The organism is Caballeronia sp. PC1 (assembly GCF_021353155.1).
GTDB classification, from domain to species: Bacteria; Pseudomonadota; Gammaproteobacteria; order Burkholderiales; family Burkholderiaceae; genus Caballeronia; species Caballeronia cordobensis.
This window is the reverse complement of sequence record NZ_JAJUBH010000001.1, coordinates 2627753-2649585: the sequence shown is the minus strand read 5'-3', so window position 1 is coordinate 2649585 and position 21833 is coordinate 2627753. Positions and strand designations below refer to the sequence as shown.

The 21833-nt window shown below is 62.4% G+C and carries 21 protein-coding genes; 11 read left to right on the top strand and 10 right to left on the bottom strand.

Annotated features, from left to right (window positions below; all coding sequences use genetic code 11):
* The first annotated feature begins 220 nt into the window (after positions 1 to 220).
* Both LY284_RS12655 and LY284_RS12650 read left to right on the top strand, forming a co-directional pair.
* The gene (locus LY284_RS12655; protein ID WP_233386465.1) at positions 221 to 847 is read left to right on the top strand and encodes a LysE family translocator; all 627 of its coding nucleotides are present in this window, start codon (positions 221 to 223) and stop codon (positions 845 to 847) included.
* Positions 844 to 1314, top strand: coding sequence for an SgcJ/EcaC family oxidoreductase (locus LY284_RS12650; protein WP_233386463.1), 471 nt, complete (start codon positions 844 to 846; stop codon positions 1312 to 1314). The genes LY284_RS12655 and LY284_RS12650 overlap by 4 nt, the downstream gene beginning before the upstream one ends.
* 12 nt (positions 1315 to 1326) lie before the next feature.
* On the opposite strand, the gene mnmE is transcribed toward LY284_RS12650, so the two are convergent.
* Positions 1327 to 2715 carry a tRNA uridine-5-carboxymethylaminomethyl(34) synthesis GTPase MnmE gene (mnmE, locus tag LY284_RS12645; RefSeq protein ID WP_233386455.1) on the bottom strand — a complete coding sequence of 463 codons (1389 nt, stop codon included), beginning with the start codon at positions 2713 to 2715 and terminating at the stop codon, positions 1327 to 1329.
* A gap of 312 nt (positions 2716 to 3027) precedes the next feature.
* On the opposite strand from mnmE, the gene LY284_RS12640 reads away from it, so the two are divergent.
* On the top strand, positions 3028 to 3444 hold the full coding sequence (locus tag LY284_RS12640) for a helix-turn-helix transcriptional regulator (RefSeq protein WP_077157763.1): 417 nt from the start codon (positions 3028 to 3030) through the stop codon (positions 3442 to 3444).
* A 178-nt stretch (positions 3445 to 3622) separates the two neighbouring features.
* Entirely contained in the window at positions 3623 to 4036 is a 414-nt protein-coding gene (locus tag LY284_RS12635; protein WP_045451738.1) for a hypothetical protein, read from the top strand.
* 63 nt (positions 4037 to 4099) lie between these two features.
* Here LY284_RS12635 and yidC read toward each other — a convergent pair whose 3' ends face one another.
* From yidC to rpmH, 4 genes are all read right to left on the bottom strand, one after another.
* Positions 4100 to 5770 carry a membrane protein insertase YidC gene (yidC, locus tag LY284_RS12630; protein ID WP_233386453.1) on the bottom strand — a complete coding sequence of 557 codons (1671 nt, stop codon included), beginning with the start codon at positions 5768 to 5770 and terminating at the stop codon, positions 4100 to 4102.
* An 8-nt stretch (positions 5771 to 5778) separates the two neighbouring features.
* On the bottom strand, positions 5779 to 6084 hold the full coding sequence (gene yidD / locus LY284_RS12625; RefSeq protein ID WP_014192788.1) for a membrane protein insertion efficiency factor YidD: 306 nt from the start codon (positions 6082 to 6084) through the stop codon (positions 5779 to 5781).
* A 62-nt stretch (positions 6085 to 6146) separates the two neighbouring features.
* Complete coding sequence (gene rnpA / locus LY284_RS12620) at positions 6147 to 6599, bottom strand: ribonuclease P protein component (protein ID WP_233386450.1); 453 nt, start codon at positions 6597 to 6599, stop codon at positions 6147 to 6149.
* 88 nt (positions 6600 to 6687) lie between these two features.
* Positions 6688 to 6822 (bottom strand): 50S ribosomal protein L34, encoded by a 135-nt coding sequence (rpmH, locus tag LY284_RS12615; RefSeq protein WP_006998755.1) that lies wholly within the window; start codon positions 6820 to 6822, stop codon positions 6688 to 6690.
* 404 nt (positions 6823 to 7226) lie between these two features.
* Here rpmH and dnaA point away from each other — a divergent pair, with 404 nt between their 5' ends.
* The 4 genes from dnaA to LY284_RS39235 all read left to right on the top strand — a co-directional run bounded on the left by dnaA (position 7227) and on the right by LY284_RS39235 (position 13799).
* Positions 7227 to 8813 (top strand): chromosomal replication initiator protein DnaA, encoded by a 1587-nt coding sequence (dnaA, locus tag LY284_RS12610; protein ID WP_233386447.1) that lies wholly within the window; start codon positions 7227 to 7229, stop codon positions 8811 to 8813.
* A 266-nt stretch (positions 8814 to 9079) separates the two neighbouring features.
* Complete coding sequence (dnaN, locus tag LY284_RS12605) at positions 9080 to 10183, top strand: DNA polymerase III subunit beta (protein WP_014190082.1); 1104 nt, start codon at positions 9080 to 9082, stop codon at positions 10181 to 10183.
* A gap of 124 nt (positions 10184 to 10307) precedes the next feature.
* On the top strand, positions 10308 to 12791 hold the full coding sequence (gene gyrB, locus LY284_RS12600) for a DNA topoisomerase (ATP-hydrolyzing) subunit B (RefSeq protein ID WP_045451752.1): 2484 nt from the start codon (positions 10308 to 10310) through the stop codon (positions 12789 to 12791).
* Positions 12792 to 12875: 84 nt separating this feature from the next.
* Positions 12876 to 13799: a phosphorothioated DNA-binding restriction endonuclease gene (locus tag LY284_RS39235; protein WP_375294245.1), complete on the top strand. Its 924-nt coding sequence runs from the start codon at positions 12876 to 12878 to the stop codon at positions 13797 to 13799.
* Between the two features lie 2 nt (positions 13800 to 13801).
* Here LY284_RS39235 and LY284_RS12585 read toward each other — a convergent pair whose 3' ends face one another.
* The 3 genes from LY284_RS12585 to hcp all read right to left on the bottom strand — a co-directional run bounded on the left by LY284_RS12585 (position 13802) and on the right by hcp (position 17515).
* Positions 13802 to 14662 (bottom strand): GyrI-like domain-containing protein, encoded by an 861-nt coding sequence (locus tag LY284_RS12585; RefSeq protein ID WP_233386436.1) that lies wholly within the window; start codon positions 14660 to 14662, stop codon positions 13802 to 13804.
* 97 nt (positions 14663 to 14759) lie between these two features.
* Entirely contained in the window at positions 14760 to 15797 is a 1038-nt protein-coding gene (locus tag LY284_RS12580) for a 2Fe-2S iron-sulfur cluster binding domain-containing protein (RefSeq protein WP_233386435.1), read from the bottom strand.
* A gap of 50 nt (positions 15798 to 15847) precedes the next feature.
* Positions 15848 to 17515, bottom strand: coding sequence for a hydroxylamine reductase (hcp, locus tag LY284_RS12575; protein ID WP_233386434.1), 1668 nt, complete (start codon positions 17513 to 17515; stop codon positions 15848 to 15850).
* Between the two features lie 233 nt (positions 17516 to 17748).
* Between hcp and LY284_RS12570 the strand changes: the two genes are divergently transcribed.
* Positions 17749 to 17943, top strand: coding sequence for a hypothetical protein (locus LY284_RS12570; protein WP_053567266.1), 195 nt, complete (start codon positions 17749 to 17751; stop codon positions 17941 to 17943).
* Between the two features lie 4 nt (positions 17944 to 17947).
* Entirely contained in the window at positions 17948 to 19330 is a 1383-nt protein-coding gene (dbpA, locus tag LY284_RS12565) for an ATP-dependent RNA helicase DbpA (protein ID WP_045450139.1), read from the top strand.
* Between the two features lie 3 nt (positions 19331 to 19333).
* Here dbpA and LY284_RS12560 read toward each other — a convergent pair whose 3' ends face one another.
* Positions 19334 to 20716: an MFS transporter gene (locus LY284_RS12560; protein WP_077157764.1), complete on the bottom strand. Its 1383-nt coding sequence runs from the start codon at positions 20714 to 20716 to the stop codon at positions 19334 to 19336.
* Positions 20717 to 20912: 196 nt separating this feature from the next.
* Between LY284_RS12560 and LY284_RS12555 the strand changes: the two genes are divergently transcribed.
* Positions 20913 to 21299, top strand: a complete 387-nt coding sequence (locus LY284_RS12555) for a DUF488 domain-containing protein (RefSeq protein WP_233387168.1) — start codon at positions 20913 to 20915, stop codon at positions 21297 to 21299.
* Between the two features lie 159 nt (positions 21300 to 21458).
* Here LY284_RS12555 and LY284_RS12550 read toward each other — a convergent pair whose 3' ends face one another.
* Positions 21459 to 21833 carry a hypothetical protein gene (locus tag LY284_RS12550; RefSeq protein ID WP_233386432.1) on the bottom strand — a complete coding sequence of 125 codons (375 nt, stop codon included), beginning with the start codon at positions 21831 to 21833 and terminating at the stop codon, positions 21459 to 21461.

Here is a 21833-nt window from a genome sequence, read left to right as displayed (position 1 = left end):
TTAAATGAAATTCGTTGAAAAGGCCGCTTCGAGCGAAATGAAAGCCTACGTTTTCGGCCGCAAAGGTGCGGCAATTTGCCTCTCGACGGAGATTGTTGCGCCGCATTAGGCGACCATGCGCGCAAGCCAACAGGGCGCGCGACGTCAAGCTGGCTGAACGGCCTATTGCAAGCCCTGCGCGTTCGTGGATAAATCCACTCATCGAACACAGGAGACCAGCATGACCCTCGCTCAATGGCTGCCGTTCGCGATTGCGTCGGCGATTCTCGTCGCGATTCCCGGGCCGACGGTATTGCTCGTCGTGTCCTACGCGCTCGGCCACGGCCGCAAGTATGCATTTGCGACTACCATCGGCGTCGCGCTCGGCGATCTCACCGCGATGACCGCATCGATGCTGGGCCTGGGCGTGCTGCTCGCGGCATCGGCTGAACTGTTCATGATCGTGAAGTGGGTCGGCGCGGCTTATCTCGTTTATCTCGGCTTCAAATTGTGGCGCGCGCCGGTCGTCGATACGGACGCCGTGCAGCCCACCGGCGAATTGCGAACGGGCCGCATCATGGCGCATGCCTACGCTGTCACGATGCTGAATCCGAAGAGCATCATTTTCTTCGTCGCGTTCGTGCCGCAATTCGTCGATCCGCACGCGGCAAGCGTCTCGCAGATCGCGATTCTGGAGGCGACCTTCGTCGGACTCGCGGCGGCCAACGCGTTCGCGTATGCGTTGCTCGCGTCGGGCGCGCGCAAGGCGATCCGCAAGCCTTCGGTGCAGCGCGCGGTCAACCGCACGGGCGGCGCGCTCCTGATGAGCGCGGGCGTCTTCGCCGCGGCATGGAAGAAGGCGGCATGAGCACGCCCGACGACTGGAGCGCGAGCGCACGGCGCGTCTACTTCGGCTTGCTGGACGACTGGAACCGGCAGGACGCGTCTGCGATGGCGGCGCGTTTTGCCGATCGCGGCAGTCTGGTCGGTTTCGACGGCAGCGCCATCGACGGGCGCGCGTGCATCGAGGCGCACCTTCAGCCGATCTTCGCCCAGCATCCGACGCCGCGTTTCGTAGCAAAGCTGCGCGAGGTGAGGCGCATGGCGAACGGGCAGACGCTGTTGTTGCGCGCCGTCGCGGGCATGTGGCCGCGCGGGGCGACAGCGCTCGAACCAAGTTTGAACGCGGTTCAGACGATGGTGCTGTCGCTCTGCGATGGCGCGTATCGAATCGAGATGTTCCAGAACACGCCGGCGGCGTTTCACGGGCGGCCGGAAGAGAGCGAGAAACTCAGCGCAGAGTTGCGCGAGGTCGGCAAGCCTGACGGCGCGTAGCGCAACGTCGCTTTATTTTCCGATGCAGAAGCGGCTGAAGATCACGCCCAACAAGTCATCCGACGTGAATTCGCCCGTGATCGCGTTGAGATTGTCCTGCGCGAGCCGCAGTTCTTCCGCGAAAAGATCGAGCACTTGCGAGTGCTGATCGGCGTGTTCCGCCGCCAGCGCGAGGTGATCGCGCGCTTCGCGCAGCGCAATCAGATGACGTTCGCGCGCGAGATAGACGCTTTCCGCGCCGGCCTGCCAGCCAGCAATCTTGAGCAACTCGTTGCGCAGCAGCGAGATGCCGTCGCCGGTTTTCGCTGACAGATTCACTTCCCGTGCGTGACCGATGCTGTCGTGCACGGCGGCGGGCGCTCCTGCGAGATCCGTCTTGTTCATCACCCGCACGACCGGCACGCCCGATGGAAACCGCGCGGCGATCAAGTGATCTTCCGGTGTTGCACCCTCGCGGGCATCGAGCAAATGCAGCACGACGTCGGCGCGTTCGATTTCGCCCCACGTCCGCTCGATGCCGATGCGTTCCACTTCGTCCTGCGTGTCGCGCAGCCCGGCCGTATCGATGATGTGCAGCGGAATGCCTTCGACCTGAATCGTCTGGGCGACTTTATCGCGCGTGGTGCCGGCAATCGGCGTGACGATCGCGAGTTCCGCACCTGCGAGCGCGTTCAGCAGCGACGACTTGCCTACGTTCGGCTGTCCCGCGAGCACGACCGACAAGCCTTCGCGCAGCAGCGCGCCCTGACGCGCATCGGCGAGCACCGTGTCGAGCCGCTCGCGGATACGCGCGAGCTTGCCGCGCGCGTCCGCTGCTTCGAGGAAGTCGATCTCTTCTTCGGGAAAATCCAGCGTCGCTTCGACGAGCATGCGCAGCGTGATCACGTCCTCGACGAGCGCGTGAATCTCGCGCGAGAACGCGCCTTCCAGCGAGCGCCCGGCCGAGCGCGCCGCTGCTTCCGTGCTCGCTTCGATCAGATCCGCGACGGCTTCGGCCTGCGCGAGGTCGAGCTTGTCGTTGAGAAACGCGCGGCGCGTGAATTCGCCGGGTTCGGCGAGCCGCAGACCGAAATCGCGGCCCGCTTCGATGGCGCGTTGCAGAATCAGTTGCAGCACGATCGGGCCGCCATGTCCCTGCAGTTCCAGCACATGCTCGCCCGTGTATGAATGCGGCGCGGGGAAGTAAAGGGCGATGCCGCGATCGAGCGCTTCGCCATTGCCGTCGACGAACGGGACGTAACTCGCATGACGCGGCGCGAGCGCCTGGCCGCACAACGCGTGCATCGCCTTTTGCGCGGCAGCTTCGCCCGCCCGGCCGAACGACAGGCGCACGACGCCGATACCGCCGCGTCCCGGCGCGGTGGCGATTGCGACGATCGGATCGGTGTCGTTGCTCAGCATGACGGATAAGGGAATGGTGGCTTCGGAGTGTCGGCATTGTATCGCGGAGCCCGCCGAGCGCTGCCGCGGTGCCGGCGCAAAGCGGTCGCATTCGTTATCTTTTTTGAGATAAAGTGACGAAACGGGGACGAAGAAGAAACGTTGCGTTGGGACGGTACGCCAGGCCCGACCAGCTTCCGAGAGCTGCGCGAAGTATGTTGCTTGAAGGCAACAATCTCTCACGCCTAATGAAGATAAAAGCCGGCAGCATCGAGATAAATCGAACCTAGTTGGTTGATTTGTAAGTGGCATTTGCCTTGCACAATCCAGCCCATGCCTACACCACAAGAAAAAGCCGATTTCTCCGAGCGGCTTAAATTCTCGATGACTCGCGCGCACGAAAGAATGCGCGGCGCGACTGATCTCGCATTGCAATTCAATTTGCGCTATCAGGGCGAGTCGGTTTCGCCGCAGACCGCGCACAAGTGGCTCACCGCGCGTTCGATTCCCACCGTCGATAAGCTGCAGACGCTCGCGGAATGGTTCAAGGTCGATCTGCATTGGCTGCACTACGGGCCGCCGCCGAGTGGCAATCCACAGGCGACGCCGAAACCGCTCGCCCGCGACGAACAATATCCGGCGACAGAGGAGACGCTCGAACTAGCGACGAAGATCGAATCATTGGCACCGCATCATCGGTATTTACTCGAAGAACTCGTCGAGCAGTTTTATGGGGCGGTGAAGCGGTGAATCTCCTTCTGGGGATTTTTCGTAACTTTGGGATAAATTTCCGTGGACTGAATCATCGGCCAAACCGCTACCGCGCAAGGCTCGGGACAGGCGTGGCGATTCCTGTTTGCCAAGCGGCATTTGGTCCGCCAAAAGGCTTTTGGCCGATAGAGAGAGACATTCGCGCATTCTGCACTCTATGAAACGTACTCACTCGCTTACCGTATTCAAGAAGCGGCTCCGCGAAGCGTTGATCGCGAAGCAGCCGGACTTTAATAAGCTGGCGCCTTTTCGCGGCGAAGCATTCAAACCAGGAAGCGGCAAAGCCGTGGCCACTGCCATATATGCCACGTTTGGCGTTCGACTTACGGATGCGACTGCGCAGCGCTGGATTAACGGACAGGGATTTCCGTCAGACAACAATTGGCCGCTCCTAACGGCGCTCGTCGGAAGGTCCCGTGACTGGCTCACAGGCGCATCAGACGCCTTTGGAAATGGCGTCATCACTCTTGAAGCGAGAGAGGCGGTCCATCCGTACGGCAAACTCTCCCCGAAAGAACGGCTGCTGGAGTTGCTTCGAGGGGCGACTCGCATTGTCGATGAAGAATTCTGAATAACAACAAAACGCCCGGCAAGCCGGGCGTTTTCACATTCAAACCAAATCCAACCGCAGCGCTTACGCCGCCTTCACCTTGCTCTTGCCCATCATGCGCGTGATGTAATACTGCTGCGCAATCGACAGCACGTTGTTCACCACGTAATACAGCACGAGACCCGCCGGGAAGAAGAAGAACATGACCGAGAACGCGATCGGCATGAACATCATCATCTTCGCCTGAACAGGGTCCGGCGGCGTCGGGTTCAGCTTGGTCTGCACGAACATCGAGACGGCCATCAGCACCGGCAGGATGAAGTACGGGTCCTGCTGCGACAGATCGTGAATCCAGAGAATCCACGGCGCGCCGCGCATTTCCACCGACGACAGCAGCACCCAGTACAGCGAGATAAACACCGGAATCTGCACGACCACCGGCAGACAGCCGCCGAACGGATTGACCTTTTCGGTCTTGTACAACTCCATCAGCGCGGCATTCATCTTCTGCGGATCGCTCTTCAGGCGTTCGCGGATTTGCTGCATGCGCGGCGTGATTTCCTTCATGCGCGCCATCGACTTGTAGCTCGCCGCTGACAGCGGGAAGAACACCGCCTTGATCAGCACCGTGAGCAGCACGATCGCCCAGCCCCAGTTGCCGACATAACCGTGGATCTTTTCGAGCAGCCAGAAGAGGGGCTTGGCGATGATCGTCACCATACCGTAGTCCTTCACGAGCTCCAGACCCGGCGCGATGCCTTCGAGCATGCGCTCTTCTTCCGGACCGGCGAAGAGGCGCGCATCGACATTCACGCTCTGCCCCGGCGCGACCGTTTGCGCCGGCAGCGTGACGCCCACGCGATACAGATCAGGATCGATCTTCTGCACGTAGATGTCGCGCTTCACGCCCTGCTGCGGAATCCACGCCGACGCGAAGTAGTGCTGCACCATCGCGATCCAGCCGTTGTCCGAAGACGGCTCGAACGATGCCTTGTTCTTGTCGATGTCGGAGAAGTCGATCTTCTGGAAGTGCTTCTGCTCCGTATAGACCGCCGGCCCGATGAACGTATGCGAGAAACGCGGCGTCTCGACCGGCGTGTTGTCGCGCACGAGCTCCATATAGAGCTTGGGCGAGACCGGCGCGGTGCCGACGTTCTCGATCTTCGTGTCGACGTTGATCACATAGCTGCCGCGCGTGAACGTGTAGGTCTTGATGACCTTCACGCCGCCCTTCACCGGCGATTCGAACGCGATCTTCAGCGTCTTCTCGTCGCCCGTCAGCGAGGTCTGGCCGGGCACCGGCGTGAAGACGTCGTTGTGGTTCGGGAAGTCGCCGCCGAGCAGGCCCGTGCGCGCGAGGTACGTGTGGTTCGCCGTGTGATCGAACAGCGTGATGTACAGGTCGGGCTGCTTGCCGTCGCCTTCCTTGAGCAGCGAAAGCTTCGAAAGCGTGCCGCCGCGCGTGTCGATTTCACCCGAGTACACGTCCGTCGTGAACTTGACGAGTTGGGCCTGCGCCGTGGCGGGCGGCGTCGCCGAGCCCGGTGCGGCTGTGCCCGCGGGCGCGTTCGGCAGCTCGGACGGCTGCGCGCCCGGCGTGGCGGAACCCGGTGCGGGATTGCTGGCGGTCTTGGCCGGCTGCGTCGCGCTCGGGAAGAACATCGACGGGCGCCCGTGGTCGCGTTGCCAGTTGTCGAACAGCAGGACAACTGACACGAAGAAGATGACCCATAGGACGGTGCGTTTGATATCCATGCGTTGTCTCAGTGTCGATCGGAAAGCGCTTCAGCGCCGTTTAGTGTTGAAAGCTTGTCTTGCCCGGGGCTTTTAGCGTCCGCGCGCGATTCATGTGCGTTGGGAGGCGGCACGAGATCGACGCCGCCCGCCGAAAAAGGATGGCAGCGGCAAAGCCGCTTCACGGCGAGATACGTGCCATGCGCGGCGCCATGATACTGGATTGCCTCGCGCGCGTAGTCGGAACAGGAAGGATAAAAGCGGCACCGGTTGCCGAGCAGAGGGCTCACAGCAACCTTGTAGAAGCGCAACAACGCGATGAGTGCCGTTTGCATAAGCTTCGCGCCGCGCGCCGGAATCGCGATCCGTGGAAGGCAAATCCGGCGCAATCCGCGCTTCATGACCCAGACGGGCCGGGTGTTTCGTCGACGGCGGGCGCATGAGGCGCCGCCACGGGTTCAACCGAGCGGCGCAGCGCTTCGCGCACGGCACGGTCGAGCAATGCCTCCAGTTCGCCGCCGATGAGCGCCCGAAGGGGCGGCGAGCTTGCGCTCGGCATCGCCTTACGGTCGATCTTCATGTGCAGCCGAATGAGGATATCGAATCCGTTCAACTGCCCGCGGCGCAACCGGAACGCCTCGCGCGCAAGCCGTTTTATCAGATTGCGCGTGACGGCGCGCGGCGCCTGCTTCTTGCCGATCACCAGACCGAGCCGCGCTTGCATCCCCGACGGCTTGCCGTACAGAACGAAGTGCGGCGAGCGACGCCAGGGGCGCAAACGAAAAACGGATGAGAACTCATCCGTTTTCAGCAGCCTTGCGGCCTTGGGGAACGCGGCCTGCGCCGGCAACTGAACGATGTCCTGTCTCAAGACTTCTGTGCGGCGCGTGAGCGGCTCGCTGACTGATGAATCCGACCGCGAGCTGCCATCGGCAGGCTTAGACTGCCAGGCGCTTGCGGCCCTTCGCGCGGCGAGCGTTGATGACCTTGCGGCCGCCAGCGGTCTTCATGCGAACGCGGAAACCGTGGGTGCGCTTGCGGCGCGTAACGGAAGGCTGGTAAGTACGTTTCATGGTGCTCTCACTTGAGTTGATCGACCGCGCGGGCTAAGGCTCCAGTGGGGTCACTGCAAGCGCGATGGCCGGAGGTTCAGGAATTCTGTTTTCGCGGAACCCGCTATTTAAACCGTTTTCCTATTGACCGTCAATAGTTTAGCCCCAGCGAACCCGTATTCCGATACAAATCCGTCCCGCGCGGCGCGTTGATTTGACCCTGTGGATAACTCGCGCGACACCCTCGTTTGGCGTTAGAATCTCGCCTTACTCCCAAATATCCGCCCGCTGCTTCGGCCCGCCAGTCGCCCGCAAACCCTTGCGGCGTAAGCCTCCGGAGCATGCCTGCTCGGCTGTGCCGGGACTTGCCGAACGTTCGGCAAGCACGGCCCGCAGGTGCGGAGCAACCATAACGACCGCATTCGATGAACGATTTCTGGGAACACTGTTCCGCACTGCTCGCGCGCGAACTCACGCCGCAGCAGTACGTCACGTGGATCAAGCCGCTGACCCCGGTCGACTTCGATGCCGACGCGAATACCCTGCGCATCGCCGCTCCCAATCGCTTCAAGCTCGACTGGGTGAAGAGCCAGTTCTCGGGCCGCATCACCGACGTGGCGCGCGACTTCTTCAGCGCGCCCATCGACGTGCAATTCGTCCTCGATCCGAAAGCCACCGCGCGCAACGCGATCGGCGGCGGCCCCGCCGCGGCGCCGCGCCCGACCGCGAGCGCGCCGGTCGCGCCGCGCGCCCCGGCGCCGTCGGCGGCCGCGCCGCAGTCGCCGAGCGTCGTCGCGCACGCGAACGCCACCGCGCACATCAACGCGCTCGCAGCCGAGGCGGCCCAGCAAGCCGCCCAGGCCACGCAGGAAGACCAGGCGGATCTCGACCTCCCGAGCCTCGACGCGAACGAAGCCGCCGCGGGCCGGCGCACGTGGCGTCCGGGCGGCGCGCCGTCGTCGGCCGGCGGTGAAACCGATTCCGCCTACGAGCGTTCGAAACTGAATCCGGTGCTGACCTTCGACAACTTCGTCACCGGTAAGGCGAACCAGCTCGCCCGCGCTGCCGCGATTCAGGTCGCGGACAACCCCGGCATTTCGTACAACCCGCTCTTCCTGTATGGCGGCGTGGGTCTCGGCAAGACGCACCTGATTCACGCCATCGGTAATCAATTGCTGATGGACAAGGCGGGCGCGCGCATTCGATACATTCACGCGGAACAATACGTGTCCGACGTGGTGAAGGCGTACCAGCGCAAGGCGTTCGACGACTTCAAGCGCTACTACCATTCGCTCGATCTGCTGCTCATCGACGATATTCAGTTTTTCTCCGGCAAGTCGCGCACGCAGGAAGAGTTCTTCTACGCGTTCGAGGCGCTCGTCGCGAACAAGGCGCAAGTGATCATCACGAGCGATACGTATCCGAAGGAAATCTCCGGCATCGACGATCGCCTGATCTCGCGCTTCGATTCCGGCCTGACGGTCGCGATCGAGCCGCCCGAGCTGGAGATGCGCGTGGCCATTCTCATGCGCAAGGCGCTTTCCGAAGGCGTGAGCCTGTCCGAAGACGTGGCGTTCTTCGTCGCGAAGCATCTGCGCTCGAACGTGCGCGAGCTCGAAGGCGCGCTGCGCAAGATCCTCGCGTACTCGAAGTTCCATGGCCGCGACATCACCATCGAGCTGACCAAGGAAGCGCTGAAAGACCTGCTGACGGTGCAGAACCGGCAGATTTCCGTCGAGAACATTCAGAAGACGGTGGCCGATTTCTACAACATCAAGGTCGCCGACATGTATTCGAAAAAGAGGCCGGCTAACATTGCGCGCCCGCGCCAGATCGCGATGTACCTGGCGAAGGAGCTGACGCAAAAGAGCCTGCCGGAGATCGGCGAGCTTTTCGGCGGACGCGATCACACGACCGTGCTGCACGCGGTGCGCAAGATCGCGGCGGAGCGCGGCAACGACGCGCAACTGAACCACGAACTGCACGTGCTCGAACAGACGCTGAAGGGCTGACGAACGCGCGAGGCGGCGTCGAGAACACACGCGTCATTTATTGCGCCCGAAAGGCTGTTTTTTGACGAAAACGTCCCCATTTTTAGGGAGCGGTTCCGTTTTGAGGCACAATATAGGTTTAGCCGTCCAAGGCCTGGGCGGCTTTCGAGCGCAAAGCTTTCGCGAGTGACCGGCGGGGGGCCGGCAACGCGTGTTACGAGGTTGTCCGTCGGGCAATTCTGGTGGCGAAACCGGCGGACAGGCCGTCACATCAACGAAGGAACTCTATGCAACTGGTCAAGACCGAACGAGATAATCTTCTAAGGCCGCTGCAAACCGTGAGCGGTATCGTAGAACGCCGCCATACGTTGCCGATCCTCGCAAATCTGCTCATTACCAAGAACGGCGCAGACGTGTCGTTCCTCTCGACCGACCTCGAACTCCAGATCACGACCCGCGCCGATTTCGGCGTCGGCAGCGACCAGGTCGCCACCACGGTCGCCGCGCGCAAGCTGCTGGACATTCTGCGCGCGATGCCTTCGGGCGAAGTCGTGCTCGACCTCTCCGACAAGCGCCTGACCGTGCGTTCCGGCAAGAGCCGCTTCGCGCTGCAGACGCTCGCCGCCGACGAATTTCCCACCGTCAACCAGGCTACTGACTTCGGCGCGAGCCTTTCGGTTCCGCAGAAAACGTTCCGCCAGTTGCTCGGCATGGTCTATTTCGCCATGGCGCAGCAGGACATCCGTTACTACCTGAACGGCATGCTGCTCGTGGTGGACGGCGACCAGCTCATGGCGGTCGCGACCGACGGCCACCGTCTCGCGTTCTCGTCGATGAAAATCGAAGGCTCGTTCGCGCGTCAGGAAGTGATCATCCCGCGCAAGACGATTCTGGAGCTCCAGCGCCTGCTCGAAGACATCGACGACGAACTGAAGATCGACATCGCCGCCACGCAGGTGAAGTTCAGCTTCGGTCAGGTCGAACTCGTGTCGAAGCTCGTCGAGGGCAAGTTCCCCGACTTCCAGCGCGTGATTCCGAAGGCGCACAAGAACTCGTTCGAAATCGGCCGCGAGGAATTGCAGCGCTCGTTGCAGCGCGCGGCCATTCTGACCTCCGACAAGTTCAAGGGCGTGCGCTGCCTCGTCGAGCCGGGCCAGCTCAAGATCATGTCCACGAACGCGGACCAGGAAGAGGCGCAGGAAGAACTCGAGATCGCTTATCAGGGCGATACCGTCGATATCGGATTCAACGTCACGTATCTGCTCGACGTGCTCGCGAATCTGAAGGTCGATACGCTCCAGGTGAGCCTCGGCGACGCCAATTCCAGCGCGCTCATCACGATTCCCGAGAACGAGGAATTCAAGTACGTGGTGATGCCGATGCGCATTTGAAGCGCGCAATACCGAAAACACTCCAAGGGGCGGCGCGCCCCTTTGGCGTTTTTAAGGTGTTTTGAAAAGTTCGAGCAGTAATCGCAGCAGTGTCGAAGCAGTGACGCAGAACCGGAAAAATTCCATGACTGAAAACACAAATTCGCAACCCGACAACAAGCCTGACAACAGCTACGGCGCCTCGTCGATCCAGATCCTCGAAGGTCTGGAGGCTGTGCGCAAGCGGCCGGGCATGTATATCGGCGACACGTCGGATGGCACCGGTTTGCATCACCTCGTTTTCGAAGTGCTGGACAACTCCATCGACGAAGCGCTGGCGGGCTATTGCGACGACATTCACGTCGTCATTCACGCGGACAATTCGATTTCTGTCACCGATAACGGCCGCGGCGTGCCGACCGGCCTCAAGCGCGACGACAAGCACGATCCGAAGCGCAGCGCCGCCGAAATCGTCATGACGGAGCTGCACGCGGGCGGCAAGTTCGACCAGAACAGCTACAAGGTGTCGGGCGGCCTGCACGGCGTGGGCGTGTCGTGCGTGAATGCGCTGTCGGAATGGCTGCGCCTCACCGTGCGCCGCGACGGCAAGAAGCACTTCATGGAGTTCGCGCGCGGCGTCGTGCAGAACCGCGAGATCGTCGAGGAAGACGGCGTGCAGTATTCGCCGATGCCTGTTGTCGGCGACACGGAAAACCGCGGCACCGAAGTGCACTTCCTGGCGGACGCGACCATCTTCGGCAATGTCGAATTCCACTACGACATTCTCGCCAAGCGCATGCGCGAGCTTTCGTTCCTGAACAACGGCGTGCGTATCCGCTTGACGGACCAGCGCACCGGCAAGGAAGACGATTTCGCGTTCGCGGGCGGCGTGAAGGGTTTCGTCGAGTACATCAACAAGGCGAAGCAGGTGCTGCATCCGACCGTGTTCCACGCGATCGGCGAGCGCGAGAACGTGACCGTCGAAGTGGCGATGCAGTGGAACGACAGCTTCAACGAAAGCGTGCTCTGCTTCACGAACAACATTCCGCAGCGCGACGGCGGCACGCACCTCACGGGCCTGCGCGCGGCGATGACACGCGTCATCAACAAGTACATCGTCGACAACGAGATCGCGAAGAAGGCGAAGGTCGAGACGACCGGCGACGACATGCGCGAGGGTTTGTCGTGCGTGCTCTCGGTGAAGGTGCCGGAGCCGAAGTTCAGCTCGCAGACGAAGGACAAGCTGGTGTCGTCGGAGGTGCGCGCGCCGGTGGAGGAAATCGTCGCGAAGGCGCTCGAAGATTATCTGCAGGAAACGCCGAACGACGCGAAGATCATCACGGGCAAGATCGTCGATGCGGCGCGTGCGCGTGACGCGGCGCGCAAGGCGCGGGAAATGACGCGCCGCAAGGGCGTGCTCGACGGCATCGGCCTGCCGGGCAAGCTCGCGGATTGCCAGGAGAAGGATCCGGCGAAGTCGGAGATTTATATCGTCGAGGGCGATTCGGCGGGTGGGTCGGCCAAGCAGGGCCGTGACCGCAAGTTCCAGGCTATTTTGCCGTTGCGCGGCAAGGTGCTGAATGTCGAGAAGGCGCGCTTCGACAAGCTGATCTCGTCCGAGCAGATCGTCACGCTGGTGACGGCGCTGGGCTGCGGCATCGGCAAGGACGATTACAACCTCGACAAGCTGCGTTATCACCGCATCATCATCATGACCGACGCGGACGTCGACGGCGCGCACATCCGCACGCTCTTGCTGACGTTCTTCTATCGGCAAATGCCGGAGATCGTCGAGCGCGGGTATATCTATATCGCGCAACCGCCGCTGTACAAGATCAAGGCGGGCAAGGACGAGCGGTATATGAAGGACGCGCACGAGCTGAATCAGCATATGTTGAAGCTCGCGCTGCAAGGGTCGGAACTGACTGCGAGCGAGGGCGCCGATCCGATTTCCGGCGACGCGCTCGGTGAGCTGGCGCGCGCGTACTTGCTGGCGCAGGCGGTGGTTGACCGCTTGAGCCGTATTTACGACGCAACGGCGCTGGAAGCGGTGATGGACGGCGTGATCATCGATTTGTCATCCGAGGAAGCGGCGGCTGCTTCGGCGAAGCGGCTGGAAGAGCGCTTGCGTGCCGATCCGCTGAAGCCGGAAGTGTCGGTGGAGGCCGCGTACGATCAGGTGCGGGAACTGCGTTCGCTGCGTATCAAGCGGCGTCATCATGGCAACGTGAAGGTGTCGGTGTTCGATGAAGACCTTCAGTTGACCGCCGACTACAAGCAGCTCGTTTCGACGGCGGATACGTTCAAGGGGTTGATCGGCGAAGGCGCGTTGATCAAGCGCGGCGAGCGGTCGATGGCCGTGAACGACTTCAAGAGCGCGATGAAGTGGCTGATCGCGGATGCGGAGCGGAATGTTTCGAAGCAGCGCTATAAGGGGCTGGGTGAGATGAACCCCGAGCAGCTTTGGGAAACGACGATGGACCCGAACGTGCGGCGTCTGCTGCGCGTGCAGATCGAAGACGCGATTGCGGCGGATGGTATTTTCACCACGCTCATGGGCGATGACGTGGAGCCGCGCAGGGCGTTTATCGAGAGTAATGCGTTGCGGGCGGGGAATATTGATGTTTGAGGCTTAAGTCTCTCCGCTCCATCAGACCCGTGTTCGCGAAGAGCGTCACGGGTTTTTCTTTGTCGTCGATGGCTTGTTCGACTAATGAGCACCTCCAGTCTTCCGGAAGTTCTTCAGCGTTTCGCGCATCTGAATATCTGGCAACGCCAGGGCGAGCGCGCGCCTCATAAGCCGCTTCTTGTTTTGCTGGCGCTCGGTTTGTTCGCCCGAGGTGTCAAGGATGTTCCCTTCCGTGAGTTCGAGGGCAAACTGTGCGAGCTTCTTCGCGAATTCGCGCCCGCACGTCGCACGCTTTATCCGGAGATGCCGTTCGTTCGGTTGAGAAACGACGATGTCTGGAAGGTGACGGTCGACACGTCCCCCGAGGTCATCGCGCGCCGAAATGATCTGACGAAGACGCAACTGCGCGGAATGAACGCGACCGGACACTTTTCGGACGAGGTTCATCAACTTCTCCTGCATGATCCGAAGGCGATCAATGCGATCGCCCGCTTGCTGCTCGCCGCGCACTTTCCCGAGAGCATTCACAGCGACATTCTGGATGCAGTTGGCCTTGCGCTCGATGACGAAGCAGCACTTACGGCCTGCGATGGCATCAACGTCGCACGCCGGCGACGCGATCCCGAATTCCGCAGCGACGTGCTCACTGCGTATCAATATCGATGCGCGTTATGCGATCTGGATCTGCGCATCGGGAACATGACGATCGGCCTGGAAGCCGCGCACATCATGTGGCATCAGGCGAACGGGCCTGACGTCGTGGAGAACGGCATCGCGTTGTGCTGCCTGCATCACAAGCTCTTCGATATCGGCGCGTTCACGTTGAGCGATGATCTTCGTGTTCTGGTTTCAGAGAAGGCGCACGGAACCCAGCGCTTCGACGAGGTCTTGCTCAGGCATCACGGCGGGCCACTGAACGCGCCCGTGCGAAGGGAGCACCACCCGGAACAGCGCTTCATCGACTGGCATCGCGAGCAGGTGTTCAAGGGCGGTGCGCGGCCGCTCTGACGTTACGCGGCTTGTTTCAACCCCACCCAAATCTCCGTCACCAAATCCGCCGGTGCCGTTTCCCTCGGATCGTTGACGTAAACCTCAAAAACCGGCGTCTCACCCGTCTCGCGTCCCGACTTCGGCAGCCACTCCCCATACAGCCACTGATACGCGAAACAAAGCTGCGCATACGGCCCGACGTGCGTCAGCACCGCGAACTCGCCGCCCGCGACCTCCACGCGCGACACCGGCGCTTCGAATTTCACGTCGCCGGGAGAGAACAGCTCGCAACACGCCATCGAACGCAGATCGTCTTCGGCCACCGCCGCCGGATCGTCGAAGTAAATGCCGAGCGAGCGCGCCCGAGGGTCCACCAACCCGCGCACGGCGAGCCAGTGAAACAGCATCTCGAACGCGCGCCCGATTTCCATGTACGACCCGCGATGCTCCATCGCAGCGACCGTAAAAGCCCCTTGAGTGCGAATATCAACCTGATGCATCGCCGTATCTCCTGATCGAAAGTCATCGAAAGAAACGAACATCGAAGCGCCGCCTTCGTTGCGAAACTGCCCCGGCGCCATCCTGTAGCTCGCCTGAAACGCCCGCGAAAACGCCTGCACACTGCTGTAACCGGCGCGTTCGGCAATCGAATCGATCGGCACCGCGCCGTGCACGAGCTCATTCGCCGCACGATGCAGCCGCAGCCTGCGCACCGTCGCCGCAGCCGTTTCGCCGTAGAACGCGTGATAAATCCGATGCCAGTGATACGGCGACAAACACGCCACCTCCGCGAGCCGATTGAGATCGAGCGGGTCATCGAGATGATCGTGGATATACGCGACCACGCGCGCGAGCCGCGTCTCGTAAGGCTTTTCGCTCATCGCCAGCTCCGAAGAAATTCGATTCGACTGGCAAGCAAAGTAGCACGACACGCTTTAGCTTTTCTTGCGGACTTTGCGAGACACGGCGCGCTTGCTCTCAGGCCGCGGCCGCGCCTGATGTGAACCGCTCGCTGGCAAACTGCTCGGCAGGCACGTTCGATGCAGCGGCCAACTGCTCGGCCGCCCGGATCAACGCGGGTGGTCCGCAGACGTAAATATCCGGCTGAGCATTCGCACTGGCCAACGCCGCGCGCAGCGCATCGACTGGCGTGCCGCGAAAACCTTGCCACGCATCGCTTGGTCTCCAGACGCACAACTCGACAGAAAGTTGTGGCAGCAGCGGACGGAGTTCTTTGAGTTCGTCTTCGAGGAACAACTCGCTTTCCTCGTTCACGCCGAAAAATAGCCGCGCGTCCTGGATCTCCTGAAAGTCGGCCATGCGCCGCAGCATCGAAAGCATCGGCGCCACGCCCGTGCCGCCGGCGACGAACCAGCGCGGTCGAAGGCTGCCCTCGCGGATGCCGAAGCCGCCCAACGGACCGCGCACGACGATCTGCTCGCCAAGCCGCGCGCGCTCGCGCAGAAAAGTGGAGAAGCGGCCGTCCGGCTGCAATCGGATCATGAATTCGAGCCGTCCCTCCCAATTGCTCGTGTTCGCGAGGGAATAAGGACGACGTTCGTCGGTGCCCGGAATCTCCAGTTCCATGAATTGCCCGGCTTCGAACTCGGCCGCCCAGCCGCCCTCCGCGTCGGGGGAAATTTCCAGCACGAGGCGCACGGTGTGCCGCGCAATCGTGTCGAGGCTCACGATCGTCGTCGTCCGGCGCGGCACGGGCTGGCGCAGCACTTTCGTGTGATCGTAGGGCAGGCTGACTTGCAGATCGCTGCATGGCGTCGTTCTGCACATGAGCATCGCGCCGGCTTGATCGCGTGAGAGTGCGTCGGCGCTGTGGTTGCCCATGCGGAAATCGCCGTGCGTCACGACGGCATGGCACGCACCGCAACTGCCTTTCCTGCACTGCGAGGGCAGCACGATATTCGCCGTCGCCGCGGCGGTGAGCAGGTCTTGATCGGGCGCGCAGTCGAACCTCAGTTGCTGCGCGTCTCGTGTCGTCAAATCGATGCGGAAGGTCATAGCAACGCGATAGGAATAGCCGGACGCGTATCCCGCATCCGGCGAAGGGGCTACGCCGCCTTGGCGGAAAGCGCGGCGGCTAGGTCGGAGCGCGCATCGCCGATCGGCTGAATCGTGAACTTATCGACGAGAATCGCGAGAATGTTCGGCGTCAGAAACGCGGGCAACGTCGGCCCAAGCCGGATATTCCTGATTCCCAGTGCGAGCAGCGTCAGCAGGACGGCCGCCGCCTTCTGCTCGAACCACGAAACGATGAGCGACAGCGGCAAGTCGTTGACGCTGCATTCGAACGCGTCGGCGAGCGCGGTCGCGATGCGGATCGCGGAATACGCGTCGTTGCACTGGCCGAGATCGAGCAGCCGCGGAATACCGCCGATATCGCCGAACGCGTGCCGGTTGAAGCGATATTTGTTGCAGCCGAGCGTCATCACAACGGTATCGTCCGGCGCCTGTTCGGCAAACTCGGTGTAGTAGTTGCGGCCGGGCGCGGCGCCGTCGCAGCCGCCGATCAGGAAGAAATGTTTGATGGCGCCGGTTTTCACGGCGTCGATCACCTTGTCGGCGACACCGAGCACCGCGTGGCGTCCGAAGCCCACGGTGATGGTCTGCTCCGGCGCGGTTTCCGCGAATCCCGGCAACGCCTTCGCAGCCTGAATGAGCATCGAGAAATCGTGGTTCTCGATATGGCGCACGCCAGGCCAGCCCACCGGTCCGGTCGTGAAGATGCGCTGACGATATTGAGGCCGCGGCTCGATGATGCAGTTGGACGTCATCAGGATCGGGCCGGGGAAATTCGCGAAATCCGACTGCTGATCCTGCCACGCGCCGCCATAGTTGCCCGCAAGATGCGCGTACGACTTGAGCCGCGGATACGCGTGCGCGGGAAGCATCTCGCCGTGCGTATAGATCTGAATGCCGGTTCCTTGCGTCTGCTCCAGCAGCGCGTGCAGGTCGCCGAGATCATGGCCGGAGACGAGAATCGCCTTGCCCGCGACCGGTGTCATGCGCACCGCGCCCGGCTCCTGAGGCCCGAAGCGGCCCGTGTTGGCTTCATCGAGGAGCGCCATCACGTCGAGATTCACGGTGCCGAGTTGCAGCGCTTGCGCGAGGAGCGCATCGACATCGACGGGATCGGTGGCGAGGAGGCAAAGCGCCGCTTCGACGCCCGCGTAGATCGCGTCGCTTTCCTTGCCGAGCACCTGCGCGTGATGGGCGTAGGCGCTCACGCCCTTAAGCCCATAAAGCACCAGCGCGCGAAGACCGATGACATCCGCGCCGACCGTCTCGATGCCGGCGTCGATCCCCACGGTCTGCGCCTGTGCGAGCAGGCCCGCCAGGTCGTCGGCCGGCTGCCATGCGGCTGCGCCAGTCGGAGTCTGAACCGGTTGGCCCGCCGCACCGGCGATGTTTTCGTACGATGTCCGCACGCGGTCGCGGTGCTGCGCCGCTTCGCGAAGCAAGACGACGAAGCGCGCGGCATTGAAGTTGACGTTCGTGAGCGTCGTGAACATCGCGTAGAGCATGAAGCGATCGGCTTCGCGGTCGACATGACCCATTGCACGGGCGAGGCTGGTGTATTGCGCGATCCCCTTCACCGCGTGCACGAGCAGGTCCTGCAGATCGGCCGTCGTCGCATCTTTTCCGCAATTTCCCTTCGCGGAGGCGCAACCCGGCTGCGCGCCCGTGCGATCGGTCTGCTCACATTGATAACAAAACACGGTGACTCCTTTTTCATGTCAGTCGTTGATCGGGCAACGAATCACGTCGCGGTAAGAGGCATGGTAAATGCATCTTTAAGCGCGATGACCGCGTGTCGGCGCTTCCATGACGGCCGTCATCGGAAGCGATAAAAATCTGTGACACAACGGCGCGGGCACGCTGGCCGCCGACCCCGCGTACACTCTCGCCTTTGAACCGATCAAACGCGTTACGCATGGAAGAGAGCCACCAAATGTTCACTTGTCGAAATCAGTCCTGCGGCGCGGAATGGGAACTATCGGACGTCGTCATCAAGAACGAGGGCCAGGGATTGCTGTTCCGTTGCCCGATGTGCGGCGCGCGTAACTACGTGACGCGCCACACGGCCGACGACGGCGCGACCACGTACGAGCAGATCACCGACATCCCGCCGCACGGAACACGCTGAAAACATGACGACCGACACCTCCTTCGCCAGCCTGCCGCTTTCGCCCGCGATGCAGTCGAACCTGCAGCAACTCGGCTATCTGTCGATGACGCCGATCCAGGCCGCGAGCCTGCCGCCCGCGCTCGCCGGCCACGATCTCATCGCGCAGGCGAAAACCGGCAGCGGCAAGACGGCGGCGTTCACGCTGCCGCTGCTATCGAAACTCGATTCGAGCCGGTTCGCCGTGCAGGCGCTCGTGCTCTGCCCGACGCGCGAACTCGCCGATCAGGTCACGCAGGAAATCCGCCGCCTCGCGCGCGCGGAGGACAACGTGAAAGTGCTGACGCTTTGCGGCGGCACGCCGATGCGCCCGCAGATTGCGAGTCTGGAGCATGGCGCGCATATCGTCGTCGGCACGCCGGGCCGCATCATGGATCACTTGCAGCGCGAGACGCTCTCGCTCGATGCCGTGCGCACGCTCGTTCTCGACGAAGCCGATCGCATGCTGGACATGGGCTTCTTCGACGACATCGCGTCCGTCGCGCGGCAGTGTCCGAAGGAGCGTCAGACCTTGCTGTTCTCGGCGACGTATCCGGAAGGCATCGCGAAACTGAGCCAGCAGTTCCTGCGCAATCCGCGCGAGGTCAAGCTCACCGAACAGCACAGCAACGCGAAGATCAAGCAGCGCTTCTATCAGGTCGAGGATCACGAACGCCTGCATGCGGTGGGGTTGCTGCTCGATCACTATCGCCCGGTGAGCACGCTTGCGTTCTGCAACACGAAGCAGCAATGCCGCGATCTGCTCGACGTGTTGCGCGCGCAAGGCTTCGAGGCGCTGACCCTGCATGGCGAGCTGGAGCAACGCGAGCGCGATCAGGTGCTCGTGCAGTTCGCCAACCGGAGTTGCTCCGTGCTCGTCGCGACCGATGTTGCCGCGCGCGGTCTCGACATCGCGCAACTGGAAGCGGTGATCAACGTCGACGTGACGCCCGACCCGGAAGTGCATGTGCACCGCATCGGCCGGACGGGGCGCGCGGGCGAAGAGGGCTGGGCGCTGTCGCTCGCGAGCATGGACGAGATGGGCCGCGTCGGCGCGATCGAAGAGGCGCAGCGCAAGGAAGTGGAGTGGCATCCGCTCGACGAGCTGACATCGGCGGAACCGGGACACCTGAAGCCGCCGATGGCGACGCTGCAAATCCTCGGCGGCCGCAAGGACAAGATCCGCCCGGGCGACGTGCTCGGCGCGCTCACCGGCGAAGCGGGCTTCGACGGCAAGCAGATCGGCAAGATAAACGTGATGGACATGGTCACGTACGTGGCTGTCGAACGAACCGCCGCCGATGACGCCGTGCGCAAACTGAGCGTGGGGAAGCTCAAAGGCCGCAAGGTGAAAGTGCGGCGCATGTGAGCTTCACGCCTTCCGGGAAGACTCCGCCGCGATTTTTTCCGATGCGGCCTGCGACGGCTCGCGCGTGACGAGCCGCAAGCCGCTCGCGACGCTGCCCGCGCCCGCGAACGCCGCACCGAGCGAGAGCGCGAGCGTCGGACCATGCTTTCCCGCGATGCTGAAGCACAGCGCGACGAGCGCCGCGCCCGTCGCTTGCCCGATCAGACGCGATGTCGCGATCGTGCCGCTCGCGCCGCCGCTTCGCTCGCGCGGCGCGCTCGACATGAACGCCTTCAGGTTCGGCGACTGAAAGAAGCCGAAACCGGCGCCGCAAATCGCCATGCGGATGCAGATTTCCAGCGCATGCGGCTCGGCGGGCAGCATCGCGAGCGACACCATCCCCACGCACAGAATGGCCAGTCCGACGCCGCCCAGCAAACCGGGCGAGTGGCGATCCGACATGCGGCCCGCGATCGGCGCCATCACCGCGACCAGCGCGGACCACGGCGTCATCAGGAAACCGGTTTCGACCTGACTGCGGCCCAGCACGCTTTCGAAGAAAAACGGCAGCGACACGAACGCGAGCCCCTGCGCGGCGAACGAGCAGATGGCGGTCATCGTCGAGAGCGCGAACATCGGGCGGCGAAAGAGATCGACGGGGAGCATCGGCGCGGGGTGGCCGCGTTCGCGTCGCAACAGCAGCGCGCCGGCGACGAGCGCGATGCCGAACGACGCGAGCACGATCTGCGCGCTCGCGCGCTGTGCCGCCTCGCCGAGCGCGAAGATCAGCGACGCGAACGTGACCACGTTGAGCAGCGCCGCGACGCGATCGAAGCCGTGGGCGGCGCGCTTGGTCTGCGGCAGCGAGCGCCACGCGATCATCAGCGCGAATATGCCGACGGGCAGATTGACCGCGAAGAGCCACGGCCAGGTGCCGAGCGAGAGGACGATCGATGCGACCGTCGGCCCGACCGCGAACGCAATGCCGACGACGAGCGCGTTCAGCCCGACGCCGCGTCCGAGCCGATGCGGCGGAAAGATCGCGCTGATGAGCGCCGCGTTGACGCTCATGATCGCGGCGGCGCCCAGGCCTTGTAGCAGGCGCGCGGCGACGAGCGTCGGCAGCGACCACGAGAACGCGCAGACCGCCGACGCGACGAGAAACACGATGAGCCCGGCGAGATACACGCGCCGATGGCCGAGAATGCCGCCGAGCGCGGCGAGGGGCAGCAGCGTCGCGACCATCGCGAGCTGATACGCGTTGATGATCCAGACGGAAGCGGCGGGCGTCGCGTGCAGATCGGCGGCGATCGCGGGCAGCGCGGTGTTGGCGATGGCGGTGTCGAGCGTCGCGAGCGAGACCGAGAGCAGGATCGCGGCCATGCCGCGGCGCTCGAGCGGGGTCATCGGCGCGTCGGGATCGCGGGCGGAAGTGTGGGGGCGTTCTTCGATGGGCACGGCGGCGATTCGGATGTAAGCGGAAGGAGAATAATCCGAAACGATACGGGAAGTTCGTGCGGTTCGCTGAGCGTGAGCGCGGGAGCTTTCAAAGCCATATCAGCGGTTATGCTGTCGCGTGCCTGTTTATCGAAGGAGACCGATGATGGCGATACGAATCGTGCGGCTCGGGTCGCCGCGCGCGGAGAACGAGGGCTTGCGGATCGGCACGGTGCGCCGGCCGCCGCGCGGGGTGCCCAAGGCCGAGTTTGCCAAGCGCGATTTTTATGACGTGTGGTATCCGGTTTTGTCGCCGACGCAGGCGTTGGTGACGGAAGCGCTGCACGCGGAGAGCGACAAGGACTGGCGCGCGTTCGTGAAGAAGTTCAAGGCGGAGATGGCGGAGCCGGATGCGAGCAGGACGCTGGATTTACTGGCGGCGTTGTCGCACGGCGCTAACTTTTCGGTGGGGTGTTATTGCGAGGATGAAGGGCGGTGTCATCGGTCGGTGTTGCGGGAGTTGTTGGTGGGGCGGGGGGCGGAGGTGGGGTAAAACATGGAGAGACGGGCGGCATTTCCCGATTTTTCCTGCTCGGTATCGACACGGAAGCCAGAAAGCAGAAAGCCCGGTCGCAATGACCGAGCTTTTTCTTGGCTCTATTGATGGACCGAAAATATTAGAGGCCCATGCAATTTTGCGTCGAGTTCTTTTCTATTCGGGGTCAACGTCCAACGACTCGAATTCAACAAGCAGATCCGCACCGATAGATGCACTAACAGAGGCAATCGGCTTGGGCGGTTTGTCTTTGCCCCATGGATATGAACCATCTAAAGTCGAACGCGCTTGTTTGAACTCGGGAGACGCGTAGTCCGTGAGTACATCTACAGAATGGATAATGTTCTGAATCAGGAAGTCTCTCACTAGGCATCGAGTTGCGCCGTTAAATCTCAGACGGACGCGACTTTTTCGGTCGTCAAACATTAATTTCAGTTCGACGATTTCGTTAAACATATCCGCCGATACACCACACAGGTACCAATCATGAAACGAATGATACTGGGCGATCACGCTTGAATTTTCTTCCAT

What these genes read in the sequence shown, in the direction of transcription:
- LY284_RS12655 (WP_233386465.1), top strand. Translation starts at nt 221, where the DNA reads ATGACCCTCGCTCAATGGCTGCCGTTCGCGATTGCGTCGGCGATTCTC.
- LY284_RS12650 (WP_233386463.1), top strand. Translation starts at nt 844, where the DNA reads ATGAGCACGCCCGACGACTGGAGCGCGAGCGCACGGCGCGTCTACTTC.
- mnmE (WP_233386455.1), bottom strand. Translation starts at nt 2,715, where the DNA reads ATGCTGAGCAACGACACCGATCCGATCGTCGCAATCGCCACCGCGCCG.
- LY284_RS12640 (WP_077157763.1), top strand. Translation starts at nt 3,028, where the DNA reads ATGCCTACACCACAAGAAAAAGCCGATTTCTCCGAGCGGCTTAAATTC.
- LY284_RS12635 (WP_045451738.1), top strand. Translation starts at nt 3,623, where the DNA reads ATGAAACGTACTCACTCGCTTACCGTATTCAAGAAGCGGCTCCGCGAA.
- yidC (WP_233386453.1), bottom strand. Translation starts at nt 5,770, where the DNA reads ATGGATATCAAACGCACCGTCCTATGGGTCATCTTCTTCGTGTCAGTT.
- yidD (WP_014192788.1), bottom strand. Translation starts at nt 6,084, where the DNA reads ATGCAAACGGCACTCATCGCGTTGTTGCGCTTCTACAAGGTTGCTGTG.
- rpmH (WP_006998755.1), bottom strand. Translation starts at nt 6,822, where the DNA reads ATGAAACGTACTTACCAGCCTTCCGTTACGCGCCGCAAGCGCACCCAC.
- dnaA (WP_233386447.1), top strand. Translation starts at nt 7,227, where the DNA reads ATGAACGATTTCTGGGAACACTGTTCCGCACTGCTCGCGCGCGAACTC.
- dnaN (WP_014190082.1), top strand. Translation starts at nt 9,080, where the DNA reads ATGCAACTGGTCAAGACCGAACGAGATAATCTTCTAAGGCCGCTGCAA.
- gyrB (WP_045451752.1), top strand. Translation starts at nt 10,308, where the DNA reads ATGACTGAAAACACAAATTCGCAACCCGACAACAAGCCTGACAACAGC.
- LY284_RS39235 (WP_375294245.1), top strand. Translation starts at nt 12,876, where the DNA reads ATGAGCACCTCCAGTCTTCCGGAAGTTCTTCAGCGTTTCGCGCATCTG.
- LY284_RS12585 (WP_233386436.1), bottom strand. Translation starts at nt 14,662, where the DNA reads ATGAGCGAAAAGCCTTACGAGACGCGGCTCGCGCGCGTGGTCGCGTAT.
- LY284_RS12580 (WP_233386435.1), bottom strand. Translation starts at nt 15,797, where the DNA reads ATGACCTTCCGCATCGATTTGACGACACGAGACGCGCAGCAACTGAGG.
- LY284_RS12570 (WP_053567266.1), top strand. Translation starts at nt 17,749, where the DNA reads ATGTTCACTTGTCGAAATCAGTCCTGCGGCGCGGAATGGGAACTATCG.
- dbpA (WP_045450139.1), top strand. Translation starts at nt 17,948, where the DNA reads ATGACGACCGACACCTCCTTCGCCAGCCTGCCGCTTTCGCCCGCGATG.
- LY284_RS12560 (WP_077157764.1), bottom strand. Translation starts at nt 20,716, where the DNA reads ATGACCCCGCTCGAGCGCCGCGGCATGGCCGCGATCCTGCTCTCGGTC.
- LY284_RS12555 (WP_233387168.1), top strand. Translation starts at nt 20,913, where the DNA reads ATGGCGATACGAATCGTGCGGCTCGGGTCGCCGCGCGCGGAGAACGAG.
- LY284_RS12550 (WP_233386432.1), bottom strand. Translation starts at nt 21,833, where the DNA reads ATGGAAGAAAATTCAAGCGTGATCGCCCAGTATCATTCGTTTCATGAT.